The organism is Alteromonas sp. ABH4_454 (genome assembly GCF_056311775.1).
In genome coordinates this window covers 2,887,677-2,901,104 of record NZ_CM149972.1, presented here as the reverse complement: position 1 = coordinate 2,901,104, position 13,428 = coordinate 2,887,677, and the positions used below count along the sequence as shown (strand labels likewise).

Genomic DNA, 13,428 nt, shown 5'->3' with positions numbered 1-13,428 from the left:
GCACTAGTAAGCCAGAACGTTTTAGGTTAATCAATAAAAAGTATTTTAAAGCACCTTTATGAAAAAATACCCGCTATCAGCGGTTATTGCGTTATTCTAACGAAATAAAAAGTTGGTCAACTTCACTTTGCTGGTTCTAGGTTCGATACTTCGTTAGTTTCTGGCTGTTCATCACTTCGCTCGCGCATTGCTAGCTGAGCATTAGAAACTTTTTTAATCATTAACCAGGTAACTAATGCTAAGGGAATTGAAATAACTTCTGAGGCCTGTGACACCAAGTTCACATTCATAATTTCAGAGATTTCTTCCGCTCTTCTAGACATTCTAAATGCCGCCTGCCCCACCATGCTATTTGCAATCCAGAAAAACCACCAGATTCCCAAGATAGAGCTTACTTTTTCTACTGGCCAATTAGTTGGGTTTTGACTTGCCTGCCAGATTTCTTTCATAGCTTGATAGGGCTTCCAAAGAGAAACAATGGGAATGAAATAAAAACCTATCGACCAGCCTGGCGAAAACGCCATATCTTTCGCACCAAGTTGACGCGCATTTTGATTTGCTTGATAAATCCATTTTAAAATCAATATTCCAGATACAATAAACACGCCTAAATAAGAGAATGCAATAACGGCTTGCCTCATATCATTAGCTTCGGCATCGGCCACCGCCATTTCTTGGCTAAAATAAACGCCGTTTTGAAAGTCGGTTAAAAGCTGGTACTCCAATAAATTTGAGCCGATAGCGACGAACGAAAGGACAACTTGAAAGCATAGAAAGTACTTAATCCACGCCATTAGGTTTGTAGGGTCTTTGAATTCTTCTTTTTTATCTGACATTTCTATTTACTACCTTGGGTCTAGGCCACTTTACCAAGCTAATCTATCTGCTTTTATCGAGGCTATTGTTTATGTTTATTATTCGATTTCTACTTTTATCACAATTAAATAGCGTTTATTTATTAACTAGCTTTTAATTAAGCGTTTTACCTAAGCCTGCTGTCTAAGAGTTCCTGAAACGGCTTTGGCAAAGCATTACGGGCTTTGCGCGTAATCTTAACTTCATGTTTTTGCCACAATATTCCTATATACACCACACCTAAACCAATAGCCGTTAACGCAACAGGAAAAAGCCAACTGTCTCTAAACACATTCGAGGCCAAGTGGCCTAAATAGAAACAGCTGCCTAACGCACCAAATATCACAAATACTTTCCGAACCAATAATGCGCCTAGCCCAACCATGACTAGGTTTATACAAAAATAGAAAAACTTTGAAAGTTCGCTGTCTGAGTTTTGGCTAGTAAGCCCGCCCCAAAACGCAATAACGCCGAACAAATATAACCAAAATGCGTAGTCGGCAGTGTACCTTGAACGTATATCGACCCAAAAAGCTAATAAGGTCATGAGTATGCCAAAGTACATAGATACTTGTGCGCGAAATTCCCACGTATGAGAGTTCCATATATCGTCTTGGTCGATGAAAAGCATGACGGCATCCATACTGATGTACCACAGTGTTACAGCAATAGGCATTATCAAAAATGGATACTTGTACCGCCAAGCTACTATCATGCCGGTCACCAATGTGCCAAGTTCCATGTACAACCACAGCCATTTAACGCGTGTATGAAACTGACGATAGACTGCATAGTCCTCGGGCCAAAGGCCAAGCCACTGTTGATAACCGTAGATAGCAAGCGGTGTTAAACACACTACAAAGGTTGCGCAAATACCGGCAGGAATAATAAGGTTTTTATTTGCTAAAGAGTTAGTAAGCTTTATCCCTACACCAGCGTAGAGCAATGATATGAAGATTATCCCCAGCCCCCCAAACTGTTCCCACCCTAAATTCATAAACAAAGTCATGGCGCCAATAGCGATAAGGCCGCCCAAGTAATAGAGAATGTGGGTAAAGGTGAAAGCGGGAGTATGCTGGCTTTCTGCCTGAAAGAAGCTGTAGAGGTCAACGCCCTGCTGTTCAGAGATGATCTTCTTCGCTACTGCTTTTTGAATACTTGCTTTCGATACTTCCATGTACTTCTCTGAATTAGCTTGTAGAAATTAGAACTTTTACTTTACTGGGTTATAAGTAAAAAGCCAGCCTAGAGAAGTTACAGAGTATTACTCGTCGCTTTTTCGTAAGCCTTCTCAGATTTGTTCCACGTTAAGTGGCCAAAAGCGATACCTGCAATGGGAAAGATGATTAAAGCAATAGTTGGGCGCACCCAAATATTTTCTAATGGGTCAAGAAATTCCATTAGTAGGGCCCAGAGGATGGCAGTAGGTACGCCCCACCCTAAAACACCGTTTACTAAAACGAAGCGCTGTTTGCCTTTCTCTCGCGTTTTTGCCCACTTATCCATATTCATGTAAATATCCTTTTTCCAAATATTAAACAAGCAGTACAAGGCAAACAAAAACAACTATTGAGCTAACTAAACCAACAGCGAAGGTCCTTCCTTCGTCTCTGCCCGCTCGCGGATATTTGCCAAAGGTTAAAAGTTTGAGCACTATATGCCCTATACCTTTTATAACGAATTCAATGATAGCTTCTACGACTATCCATTTGAATATCCGAAGTATAAAGCGGCCCAGTGGTTCTAAAACGTCTTCCATAACTTTAATGCTCTTTGTTGCTTTTATTAAACAGTGCTTTTGTTAAATAGTGCTTTTACTAAATGGTGCCGTTATTAAATAGTGGCTGTCTAATAATTTTGTCGCTAACGACGCCCTTTACTCGGCACTCTGGTTCGTCTAATGGCGAGACTACATGCCAATTTCACCAATAAGAATCAAGGCCCACATAGCCAACACAGCGACAAAATTGATGGCAAACACCATACCACGCAATCTGATATTGTTGGTAAATATTTGAACAATGCTGTGCAACACTCTGCCAATTACAAATACCCAAGCAAAGTAGATTTGCACACTGTCTATTTGCTCATCCATTGCGATAAGCAATACAATGGCAATGTAAAAAAATAGTGGCCACTCAAATTGATTGCTTAGGTTCGCGCTGATTTTAGGCTGAATATTGCTGAAAGGGTTTGAACCATCTTTGCTTTGCCCCACCCCCCATATATCAGGTGCGCGAGCTATAGTGAGTAAGGCGTAAAGTACAGTACAAAGAAGTACATGCGTAAATAGTGCAAGTATTAAACTGGACATATTAATGAGCTAAACGTTCACTTTATACTTCAAATCAAGGGCTTCATCACCTGTCATTCCGCGGAAACCCCACTGATACTTTTCTTGTTCTTTAATCGTAATCTCAATATCTACGGGTGAAATTCCTAACTCTAGCTCAATTTGTTTGAACAATGCTTTTATCAGTGACTTTTGCGTGTGTGTTTCTCGCCCTTTCATCATGTTTATTTCGATAACTGTGTATGCCTCGGTTCTACCGTCAGGGTAAAAGAAGTCGTCTTTTGACAGCGGCACAAAGCGATGGGCTCTTTTATTTTCTGGTAAGCCTAAGACTGATTGCATACAAGAATGAATAACATCTGATAGCTTGCGTTTTATTGGGTTTAATTGATTGTCTATACCATAGATTACGATCACGTTGCCGTCCTTTGCGTTTATTGTATTGCTAATAGATTTTTAGTTATTTTAAGCAGGCTTAACACCTTACCATTACTCTTCGTATTTTCTTATCACAGCGACTTTACCATCTTCAATCTCTAGAACTTCCAATGTTTGATACTGGAGTTCAACTAGCTCTTTGGTTTGCGGGTGAATGCCCTTACTCGTTGTAGTGTACGAAATAGCTATCGCATTGTGCGCAGCTATAATGTGGTTGAGTTGGGCGGTATAAGAAACGTGTGCACCCAAGTAATAAAGCATCCCCTCACGAATGCGCGCTTTACCATCGGGCATGCGGGAATCGTCAGAATCGTACGGTAAATGCTGATGAGCGACGTCACTACTAAGAAGCGATAGATATCTATCTAAATCATGCTCTGTAGCATTTGGAGATTGCGTTGCTGACCACGCATTAAAGTATTGTCTGCCAAGTTCTTCTAATTCAGTTTGTGCAAATACTTGTATCGACCACAAATAAATAAGCGCTGAAAGTAAAACGCTTTTCATGAAAACCTCCCTATTGATTTTTACTCAAACGCTAAGCTAGGTTTCACTTATCGCCTTGCTAACATTTTAGTTTCAAAGCTTCGATAGTTCGTTAACGTTAGTTGAAAATAACATAACTAACATTGCACAGCTCTATAAATTCATGAATATTGAGTAGATTAACAGCCAAAGAATTTGGCAGCCGTAACTTAGGCGTTGATAAAGCCCTGGTACAGTTTTTCGTTCAAGGGATTTTGCTAGTTTATATGAAAAGAAAACGCAGCCAATAACGCTTAATGCAGACAGAATCCTCAGCGGCCAAGCATAGAAGCTAGAAAAAGTAACGATCAGCGGCGCCACGATAAACGAAACTAACATTATTAGCCCTGACCACGTATGGATTTTACAACTTTGCGAAGGTGTTGTTGTATATGGGTCGGCGTCCATTGGGAAGTAGCCACAAACCCAAGTACAGATACCATGTATTATTGTCATTGCACCGATAACCATAGTTGGCGTATGGTCTGGATGTGAGTTAATGAGGTAATACCCAAACAGAGCGAATAATAAGGCCAACGGGTAATTATTGATTGCAGGAGAGAGTTTCTGTGTTGGGCTACCAAATGCACCAAGTTCACTACAAAACTGCTTCGTATGGCTATAGTTTGGATAAAAACGAGAAGCGATGTAAATACCTAAAACTATCCAAACCGATGCTGCTATCCCTGTAAAAGATAAAAAGCTATCCAAGTGGGTGTCCTCCTTGATTTTATTGCGCTTAAAGTAGTTAAGCGAAGTCCCTACCCATAAGCCGAATAACGTTTTAACTGGCTTGGTGCGGGATATTTTGCGTTATCATTTTTTTATTGCCGCTATAGTTTTCAAAAAACTGCTGGTGAGCAGTATAAGAAAACGTATCGTCTCTTTTTGTATATTGGGCAATCCAGTCTATCAGCATAGGTAAATTATTATCTTGCGCTTGTTTGGTATCGTATTTATGGGGCTCCCAAGGTCTTGCTTTCGCGTTAGCAATGCACAACTCAATGGGTAAATTCATAAATATTATTTCTGAAGACTGCCTCTCTACAAGCTTAAGTAGGTCTGTGTAACACCCTTCAATTACCCAAGTCTCATTAGAAGCGGTAAAAGCCTGTATTTCTTGGTCCGACTCTTCAATTGGTTTCCTTTCTGGCGGGCTAGTGGGTTTCCATGCAAGGGTATCGAGATCTAAATGTGCTAAACCGTGAGTTTTACACAAACGGCGCGCTAGCGTAGATTTGCCAGAACCGGAATTTCCGAATATTAAAATTTTAGTCACGGTGTTTTCCTTATTACCTTAGCAAAAGGCATCGAGAAACGCTTATTATTCTATAGCGTGTACCCAGCTAATCATGAAACTTGAGCCATTTCTCATCTTTGCGAATAAACCCAGTTTTTGTTACTGAATGAGGCCACTGATTTTCCGGGTTGTGCACTATCCCTTTCACCGTTTCTATACTATCCGTATCTTCTGAACCCGTTACAATTACAACGTCTCTAGAGGGTACATAAACAACTATATCGCCTTTCACCGGAAAGTTTTCTTTCGTCCAAAGCGCATCATAAATTAGAAAAGACGCTTCGTAAGTGCCATCGGCCACAATCATCGAGATGGTCGAAGGGTTTCCTTTAATTTGTAGTGACTCAATAGCATTCATCAAATTAGACATTGAGAGGTCCCTAAGCTCTTCCTCTTTTACGTCTAAGTTAGCAATGTCTTCTTTCGGTATGAACTTGATAGATGAAGGTGTATCAATGGCATAAAGAATATAGAGAACATCATTTAGTTTTTCATAAAAGAAAGGCAGTTCATCTTCGCTCATCAATTCAGTTATATGGTTTATATAACCTGAATCTTTTATTACGGGAAAAATATTCGCTTTATCTATGTTGGCTTTAGCGTCATTACTGTTCTTTGTTAACGCACTGATGTACGTTTCTATAATTACGTCGAGCTCTTCTGGGTCAGAAAGGTAATTCATATAGGCATTATCGAGATATGCGGTAGACGTTCCTCCACCACTGTAAGTCATCTCAACCTCTAGACGGTTTTTTATTCGCGCACTCACAACCTCTGGTTTGGTGGTAACAGCCTTCACATACCTTTGAGTAAACGCACTTTCATCTAAATTGCTTTCGGCAACCACACTACTTATAAAAAAGCACAAAAACGCTATTATGAATGTTTTCATTTTCCATACTTTTCTTTTATTAACACATCAAAGTATTGAGTATCGTTTGGGCATTCGTCGATGTTTTTGGCGAAATCGCTACTGCACCCTGGGTTGCAGAATCCGACGGTATAGCCCCTGTATTCGGCAAGCGAATCGGGCTTTACGGGCTTGCCAGATCTAGGGCAGAACTTATTGATGGGTTCCATAGTTTTTTCTCTGTCGCTAGTTAAGAGATACAACTTATATCGTAATTGCCGTAAAAGCTAAAAATATGCGCGTCTCTCACGAATAGAATACGACATATCGCACTTTTCACACGCAATGTTCCAGTTACCAAACCGCTGAGTAATGTTCAACTCATCAGCACATATTGGACAAACTTCATCAAGAAAGGTACTTGGAACGCTATGCCTTAAGCGCTTTGAAAAGAACGTAATGATAGGCCAGAGATTATCATCGATAGCAATCGTTAAATCGTCTCTTAATTCTTCACAAAACGAAGTAAAAATAAGCTCGTCATGCTCGGCCTTATTAGTTGGGTCTTCGACGCGTGAAGCTAAGACATCGAGTATTTCTTGATAGCGTTCAGGCCAGCGCTCTTTGTCAATATTTTGCTTACAGTCTAATAATTCGTCAATGGTATAACTTGAAAAATTGGGTCTGCTCATGACTTCATCCTTGCTGTTTGTTCTATAATTTATAAGCCAACTGCGAACAGCCAAGAGCTCTAGCGGCCCCACACTAATTTCAAACGGCAGAGTTACATTTTTGAGCTACTGCCAACGATTAATTCCCTGCTTTACCCGCTTCAAGTATTGGAAGGCCAGCTTCGGTTGGAATATAGATGCGTTCACCCTTTCCATCTTGAAGCCCCTTAATCCATACGTAACGAAGGTATTCTTCATTTCCCTTAAGAGATTCACCGATGATTCTATTAGCCTCAGCAGCAGCTTTTGCACGCTCGATATCCGCTTGTCCCTCAGCTTTAGCCTGTACAATTTTCGCTTCACCCTCTGCTTGAGCCAATGTTACTCTCGCTTTCGCCTGCATCAGGGCCGCTTGCTCTCTAGCTTTGGCTTCTTCAATCAGTATTTGTTTGCTCCACTCTGCTTCTTTTAGTGCGGCAATACCGTCCATCTCTTTTTTATATACTTTGTATTTTGGCCAACCCCAAAATAATGCAGCAATAATTAATACAACTGATACCACCAAAAATACTAGACTTCCGAAAGCTATAGCATGTCTATTTGGGTGCATGTTCTCTCCTGCTTTTTATTGTTATTTAACGTTTTAACATTAGAGGCGTGATTGCTTACTCAATAAAAATGTAACCCTAATTGCCTATTTAATATTGAATGTTGTGCTAGCAACGCATTGAGAGCTTAAAAGTTAAGTTCTCTTTAACAGCTAGCCACTCTGTATTAATAATTGAAAACACAACCGTATCTCTATAACCACCATTTGGCATTCTTTGATGATTCCTTAGCACGCCGTCTTGTTTTGCGCCTAAGCGAGTAATAGCGGCTCTTGAAGCCTGATTATGCCAATTCGTTCTGAACTCTACAGCGATCGCTCCGAGACTTTCAAAAGCGTGGGTAAGAAGAAGTAGCTTACATTCGGTATTGCATGATGTTTTCTGATAGCTTTTGCTGTACCAGGTGTAACCAATTTCCACCCTTTGATTTAAAAGGTCAGCATTACAAAAGCGTGTTGAGCCGATAACCTCTCCGCTCGCTTTGTCTATAACCACGTACGGTGACGATAGCCCTTTGGCTTTTTGCTCTAGTGCTGTCGTAATATAGTCTTCAATAATTTCAGCGCTTGGTACAGAGGTGAACCATAGCTTCCACAGTTCACCGTCGTTTGCTGCGTTCACTAAAGCACCTGCATGTTCCATTGTTAAGGGAGTGAGCTTTATATTCTCAGATTCTAACTCAATATCTTCAAACCACATTTCACTTTCCATGTATTTCTGACTGTATGTTGCTAAGCATACAATGATTTCAGGAATTACGTTACACCTAGCGAGGCAATAACAAGCGATGCATTAATTAATGCTCTAAAAGGCAAACTAACCTGCCCGTGCGTTTCCCCAAAACATGCCCGCCAAGATGCCTTTCTAGTTTTGCTTACCATCAGTTATCTTCTAGAAACTCATTCAACCTATATAGATTGTATTTTATAACCATCTTGTCAATGGAGGACAGGCTGCCTCTTTTCAGATGGTTACTCTTTATCACTAAAGTATCGTCAGCAACTTCTATATAACGGGATAAATCTAAAGCCTTGAACTCTTTATAAACACTGACTAGTTCTTTATTGTTAATATCGATTTTATCAATCGTCCAAGATAGTCCATCTCGTTCAACAACGAATATAATGTTTAAGAGTATTTTCGCTTATGTTTTCAAAGATAACGTGGACAGAAACAAAGTTGTTTGAGCTAAAAGGAGTCCAGTATTTATTCAAGTCTGTCGTGTAAACAACACTACCAAAGTCCTTTAACTCGAGGGTTTTCATTAGGGAAATCAAAAATAAAAAACTTTGATCTTCACAGGATAGTCTTTGGTCGACGCCACTTGAACTCTTGAAGTTTAAAGGTATGCATTTTTCAGCTTCAAAGCCCACCTTCACGGTTTCTAGATAATTTTCAACAAGCTCTTTAGCTCTGTGATTTTCACCTAAGATGCTTACCATTATAAGCAACAAAACGATGGGGAGATGCCCAAGATACTTCAATGAAACTCTGCTTCTAAATTTCATAAATTCCTTTTAGCGTTCTGACTTTTCAAGAACAATCCTATATATGTAAGGCACTACGTAAAAATGCCTGTCTAGTTTTGTGTTCCGTGTGTGTGGAGTTATTATGCATCCAAGGCTTTTTGCCAAAAAACAGCGCTGCCAGCCTCTGGGTCTAATTCGTAACTACTAAATCCAAATTTTTTATACGCCGCTTTAGCAACATCATTATTGCTCAGTACCTCAAGGGTAATTTTACAGCAACCACGTTCCTTAGCTATCGACTCCACTTTTTCCAATAATTTTTGACTAAGCCCTAGCCCTCTATAGTTTTTATGAACGCAGATATCATGGATGTTGATAAGAGGTTTGCAAGCAAAAGTTGAAAACCCTTCAAAGCAATTAGCTAACGCTGCCGGGCTGTCGTCAACGTATACTAAAACACTAAAAGCGTGCGGGATATTAGAAAGCTTAACAGAAAGGTTTTTCATAGTGGATTCTGCTAGCGGATCTCCTCCCCCCATAGGATCACAAGCGTATTCGTTTAGAAGAAACGGGATATCTCGAGCGTGTTGTTTATTTTTGTAATCAGCTTTTACTATCTCTACATTCATAATGAAACATTTTTCCTAGGGAGTTATTTTGAAATATCGTTTTTAGTTAAGTAAGGCACAATGGAGCTTAAAATGCCTGTCTTTCTTAGTTCTGTATCATAAAGACTTTAGACGTGAATTTACCTACAAGCATTAGTAACGTTAAGATTCGCTTTTTTTCCAGTCGTCTTTGAGTTTACCTGCGAAGCCCCAGTCCTCATTTTAAACTCCTGAATTACAACGTGCGTTTATTCCGGCTTTTTACCTAAAACTCGTTCTAATGAGCCGGTGATATCTTTCACTATTTCAGCCTTCTGCTCGCGACTTGCACCTTTAGTAATCTGTACGTTCACGTAAGGCATAATAAACTAATCAAGACAGGCATAATTAAATATTACATAAAGTGCCTATCTTCTATAGTTCTAAAAGTGCCGGTACATATCGCTAAGCTTCGTTCCGCCTTTTGGCTGAAAACATGCCGAACCAAAATGCCCCTTCTAGAACAAGCCCCAAAATGATGAATAGAAACACACCTGACTGAATACCCATACTGTAAGATGCGATAGCTGCGACTAGAAGAACCAGAGCGATAAGAATTCGATAAACACCATTCATTTAAACTCTCCTTTTAAATGCCTAACACAAAGACACAAGAATGCCTGTATTGTTTAAACTACAAAGACACATAAATGCCTGTCTTGTTTAAACTAGTTTAGTCAACTTTTAAGCTTAAGGCTTTAACCAATTTGTAACATGATGTCTTTAGCGATTACTCTAGGCCTTTGAACCTTTTTAGTACCTTTTTATTGGGTATTTGACAGTGTTGTGTACCACCAAAAAGCTTGATGCGATTACGAGCAAAGGCTTTATAGAACAGGTCTCTAAATGTTCTTGGTAAAACTCTGAATATGCCGAACAAAAACCAGAAACCACTTAAATCTTTGGCGATTTCAAGTGCTGCGTCTGACCACAGAAAGACTTTCCTGTCTTTAACCAACATGAAAGTATCAACACCTACTGTATCGACTTTATAGCGTTCTATAACCTCCTGAGCGTAAGTTGACTGCATTGGGGAGAAAATAAAGTACTTAACATGACAGTCATAACTTGAAAAATCAAAACTGTCCTCGAATACAAAAATGTGACTACATTAAGATGCCCGCCTTGTTTAGCCACCTAAATAGCCGCACTCAAACGACCTACCATTCAATATCTTTTGTCTGTAAACACATGAACAACCACTCGTGCTTTTCATCACCATAGTCGTTGATAAAGTTCGAGGAGGAATAGTAAAACCACCACCAAAGAGATGCTAAACATAAGAACGCTAGAGGGATAGAGTTTTTAAAGCGAGTGTTCATTGTACGGCTCTATAAAATCATGAATATCGAGTAGCTTAACAGCCAAAGAATTTGGCAGCCGTAACTTAGGCGTTGATAAAGCCCTGGTACAGTTTTTCGTTCAAGGGATTTTGCTAATTTATGTGTAAAGAAAACGCAGCCAATAACGCTTAATGCAGACAGAATCCTCAGCGGCCAAGCATAGAAGCTAGAAAAAGTAACGATCAGCGGCGCCACGATAAACGAAACTAACATTATTAGCCCTGACCACGTATGGATTTTACAACTTTGCGAAGGTGTTGTTGTATATGGGTCGGCGTCCATTGGGAAGTAGCCACAAACCCAAGTACAGATACCATGTATTATTGTCATTGCACCGATAACCATAGTTGGCGTATGGTCTGGATGTGAGTTAATGAGGTAATACCCAAACAGAGCGAATAATAAGCCCAACGGGTAATTATTGATTGCAGGAGAGAGTTTCTGTGTTGGACTACCAAATGCACCAAGTTCACTACAAAACTGCTTCGTATGGCTATAGTTTGGATAAAAACGAGAAGCGATGTAAATACCTAAAACTATCCAAACCGATGCTGCTATCCCTGTAAAAGATAAAAAGCTATCCAAGTGGGTGTCCTCCTTGATTTTATTGCGCTTAAAGTAGTTAAGCGAAGTCCCTATCCATAAGCCGAATAACGTTTTAACTGGCTTGGTGCGGGATATTTTGCGTTATCATTTTTTTATTGCCGCTATAGTTTTCAAAAAACTGCTGGTGAGCAGTATAAGAAAACGTATCGTCTCTTTTTGTATATTGGGCAATCCAGTCGATCAGCATAGGTAAATTATTATCTTGCGCTTGTTTGGTATCGTATTTATGGTGCTCCCAAGGTCTTGCTTTCGCGTTAGCAATACACAACTCAATGGGTAAATTCATAAATATAATTTCTGAAGACTGCCCCTCTACAAGCTTGAGAAGGTCTGTGTAACACCCTTCAATTACCCAAGTTTCATTAGAAACGGTAAAAGCCTGTATCTCTTGATCCGACTCCTTAATCGGCTTTCTTTCTGGTGGGCTAGTGGGTTTCCATGCAAGGGTATCGAGATCTAAATGTGCTAAACCTTGAGAATCACACAAATGGCGCGCTAGCGTAGATTTGCCAGAACCGGAATTTCCGAATATTAAAATTTTAGTCAAATCTCTGTCCCATCTTGAAGCCATTTGGTACTTGCGAGATGAAAGCTTTTAAGCGTTCATTTTCCATATTTTTCTTTAATTAACACATCAAAGTATTGAGTATCGTTTGGGCATTCGTCGCTGTTTTTGGCGAAATCGCTACTGCACCCTGGGTTGCAGAATCCAACGGTATAGCCCCTGTATTCGGCAAGCGAATCGGGCTTTACGGGCTTGCCAGATCTAGGGCAGAACTTATTGATGGGTTCCATAGTTTTTTCTCTGTCGCTAGTTAAGAGATACAACTTATATTGTAATTGCCGTAAAAGCTAAAAATATGCGCGTCTCTCACGAATAGAATACGACATATCGCACTTTTCACACGCAATGTTCCAACTACCGAACCACTGAGTAATGTTCAACTCACCAGCACATATTGGACAAACTTCATAAAGCAAACTAATCAAGACAGGCATAATTAAATATTACATAAAGTGCCTATCTTCTATAATTCTAAAAGTGCCGGTACATATCGCTAAGCTTCGTTCCGCCTTTTGGCTGAAAACATGCCGAACCAAAATGCCCCTTCTAGAACAAGCCCCAAAATGATAAATAGAAATACACCTGACTGAATACCCATACTGTAAGATGCGATTGCTGCGACTAGAAGAAACAGAGCGATAAGAATTCGATAAACACCATTCATTTAAACTCTCCTTTTAAAGGCCTAACACAAAGACACAAGAATGCCTGTATTGTTTAAACTACAAAGACACAAAGATGCCTGTCTTGTTTAAACTAGTTTAGTCAACTTTTAAGCTTAAGGCTTTAACCAATTTGTAACATGATGTCTTTAGCGATTACTCTAGGCCTTTGAACCTTTTTAGTACCTTTTTATTGGGTATTTGACAGTGTTGTGTACCACCAAAAAGCTTGATGCGATTACGAGCAAAGGCTTTATAGAACAGGTCTCTAAATGTTCTTGGTAAAACTCTGAATATGCCGAACAAAAACCAGAAACCACTTAAATCTTTGGCGATTTCAAGTGCTGCGTCTGACCACAGAAAGACTTTCCCGCCTTTTACCAACATGAAAGTATCAACACCTACTGTATCGACTTTATAGCGTTCTATAACCTCCTGAGCGTAAGTTGACTGCATTGGGGAGAAAATAAAGCGTTCCATTTTGTCGCGCTTCAAAATGAATGCGACAGCTCCGTTACAGAAGTTACACACTCCATCGTAAATAATTAAATCTTTTTCTTTCAATGAATAAGCCCAAATAATATACCGCTGCGCGA

General features: G+C 39.8%; 23 protein-coding genes. All 23 read right to left on the bottom strand.

All coding sequences use genetic code 11. The features are described from left to right. Window positions 1-122: 122 nt before the first annotated feature. Window positions 123-836, bottom strand: coding sequence for a DUF4328 domain-containing protein (locus tag ACYX4W_RS12725; RefSeq protein ID WP_476073433.1), 714 nt, complete (start codon window positions 834-836; stop codon window positions 123-125). Between the two features lie 146 nt (window positions 837-982). After that, entirely contained in the window at window positions 983-2,032 is a 1,050-nt protein-coding gene (locus ACYX4W_RS12720; protein WP_476073432.1) for a DUF2157 domain-containing protein, read from the bottom strand. A gap of 77 nt (window positions 2,033-2,109) precedes the next feature. Continuing rightward, complete coding sequence (locus ACYX4W_RS12715; protein ID WP_476073431.1) at window positions 2,110-2,367, bottom strand: hypothetical protein; 258 nt, start codon at window positions 2,365-2,367, stop codon at window positions 2,110-2,112. Between the two features lie 397 nt (window positions 2,368-2,764). Next, complete coding sequence (locus ACYX4W_RS12710) at window positions 2,765-3,169, bottom strand: MAPEG family protein (protein WP_476073430.1); 405 nt, start codon at window positions 3,167-3,169, stop codon at window positions 2,765-2,767. 9 nt (window positions 3,170-3,178) lie between these two features. Beyond that, window positions 3,179-3,565 carry a tautomerase family protein gene (locus tag ACYX4W_RS12705; protein WP_476073429.1) on the bottom strand — a complete coding sequence of 129 codons (387 nt, stop codon included), beginning with the start codon at window positions 3,563-3,565 and terminating at the stop codon, window positions 3,179-3,181. A gap of 72 nt (window positions 3,566-3,637) precedes the next feature. Continuing rightward, window positions 3,638-4,093, bottom strand: a complete 456-nt coding sequence (locus tag ACYX4W_RS12700; protein ID WP_476073428.1) for a nuclear transport factor 2 family protein — start codon at window positions 4,091-4,093, stop codon at window positions 3,638-3,640. A gap of 132 nt (window positions 4,094-4,225) precedes the next feature. Further along, window positions 4,226-4,822: a DUF998 domain-containing protein gene (locus tag ACYX4W_RS12695; protein ID WP_476073427.1), complete on the bottom strand. Its 597-nt coding sequence runs from the start codon at window positions 4,820-4,822 to the stop codon at window positions 4,226-4,228. A gap of 73 nt (window positions 4,823-4,895) precedes the next feature. Then, window positions 4,896-5,390 (bottom strand): AAA family ATPase, encoded by a 495-nt coding sequence (locus ACYX4W_RS12690; protein ID WP_476073426.1) that lies wholly within the window; start codon window positions 5,388-5,390, stop codon window positions 4,896-4,898. Between the two features lie 67 nt (window positions 5,391-5,457). Beyond that, window positions 5,458-6,303, bottom strand: coding sequence for a DUF1444 family protein (locus tag ACYX4W_RS12685; RefSeq protein ID WP_476073425.1), 846 nt, complete (start codon window positions 6,301-6,303; stop codon window positions 5,458-5,460). Next, entirely contained in the window at window positions 6,300-6,491 is a 192-nt protein-coding gene (locus tag ACYX4W_RS12680; protein WP_476073424.1) for a YHS domain-containing protein, read from the bottom strand. The genes ACYX4W_RS12685 and ACYX4W_RS12680 overlap by 4 nt, the downstream gene beginning before the upstream one ends. 57 nt (window positions 6,492-6,548) lie before the next feature. Then, window positions 6,549-6,953 (bottom strand): hypothetical protein, encoded by a 405-nt coding sequence (locus tag ACYX4W_RS12675; protein ID WP_476073423.1) that lies wholly within the window; start codon window positions 6,951-6,953, stop codon window positions 6,549-6,551. Window positions 6,954-7,071: 118 nt separating this feature from the next. Beyond that, complete coding sequence (locus ACYX4W_RS12670; RefSeq protein WP_015067176.1) at window positions 7,072-7,542, bottom strand: SPFH domain-containing protein; 471 nt, start codon at window positions 7,540-7,542, stop codon at window positions 7,072-7,074. A 106-nt stretch (window positions 7,543-7,648) separates the two neighbouring features. Continuing rightward, on the bottom strand, window positions 7,649-8,239 hold the full coding sequence (locus ACYX4W_RS12665; protein WP_476073422.1) for a GNAT family N-acetyltransferase: 591 nt from the start codon (window positions 8,237-8,239) through the stop codon (window positions 7,649-7,651). 410 nt (window positions 8,240-8,649) lie between these two features. Next, complete coding sequence (locus tag ACYX4W_RS12660; RefSeq protein ID WP_476073421.1) at window positions 8,650-9,048, bottom strand: hypothetical protein; 399 nt, start codon at window positions 9,046-9,048, stop codon at window positions 8,650-8,652. A 101-nt stretch (window positions 9,049-9,149) separates the two neighbouring features. Beyond that, complete coding sequence (locus ACYX4W_RS12655; protein ID WP_476073420.1) at window positions 9,150-9,638, bottom strand: GNAT family N-acetyltransferase; 489 nt, start codon at window positions 9,636-9,638, stop codon at window positions 9,150-9,152. A 227-nt stretch (window positions 9,639-9,865) separates the two neighbouring features. Beyond that, window positions 9,866-9,979 carry a tautomerase family protein gene (locus ACYX4W_RS12650; RefSeq protein ID WP_476073419.1) on the bottom strand — a complete coding sequence of 38 codons (114 nt, stop codon included), beginning with the start codon at window positions 9,977-9,979 and terminating at the stop codon, window positions 9,866-9,868. A gap of 82 nt (window positions 9,980-10,061) precedes the next feature. Beyond that, window positions 10,062-10,232, bottom strand: a complete 171-nt coding sequence (locus ACYX4W_RS12645) for a hypothetical protein (RefSeq protein WP_474856266.1) — start codon at window positions 10,230-10,232, stop codon at window positions 10,062-10,064. 154 nt (window positions 10,233-10,386) lie between these two features. Continuing rightward, complete coding sequence (locus ACYX4W_RS12640; protein ID WP_476075472.1) at window positions 10,387-10,698, bottom strand: thiol-disulfide oxidoreductase DCC family protein; 312 nt, start codon at window positions 10,696-10,698, stop codon at window positions 10,387-10,389. Window positions 10,699-10,987: 289 nt separating this feature from the next. Then, window positions 10,988-11,584: a DUF998 domain-containing protein gene (locus ACYX4W_RS12635; protein WP_476073418.1), complete on the bottom strand. Its 597-nt coding sequence runs from the start codon at window positions 11,582-11,584 to the stop codon at window positions 10,988-10,990. 73 nt (window positions 11,585-11,657) lie between these two features. After that, window positions 11,658-12,152, bottom strand: coding sequence for a P-loop NTPase family protein (locus tag ACYX4W_RS12630; protein WP_476073417.1), 495 nt, complete (start codon window positions 12,150-12,152; stop codon window positions 11,658-11,660). 56 nt (window positions 12,153-12,208) lie between these two features. Next, the gene (locus ACYX4W_RS12625) at window positions 12,209-12,400 is read right to left on the bottom strand and encodes a YHS domain-containing protein (protein WP_476054164.1); all 192 of its coding nucleotides are present in this window, start codon (window positions 12,398-12,400) and stop codon (window positions 12,209-12,211) included. A gap of 263 nt (window positions 12,401-12,663) precedes the next feature. Further along, the gene (locus ACYX4W_RS12620; RefSeq protein ID WP_476073416.1) at window positions 12,664-12,834 is read right to left on the bottom strand and encodes a hypothetical protein; all 171 of its coding nucleotides are present in this window, start codon (window positions 12,832-12,834) and stop codon (window positions 12,664-12,666) included. A 154-nt stretch (window positions 12,835-12,988) separates the two neighbouring features. Then, window positions 12,989-13,396, bottom strand: coding sequence for a thiol-disulfide oxidoreductase DCC family protein (locus ACYX4W_RS12615; RefSeq protein ID WP_476073415.1), 408 nt, complete (start codon window positions 13,394-13,396; stop codon window positions 12,989-12,991). Window positions 13,397-13,428: the final 32 nt, after the last annotated feature.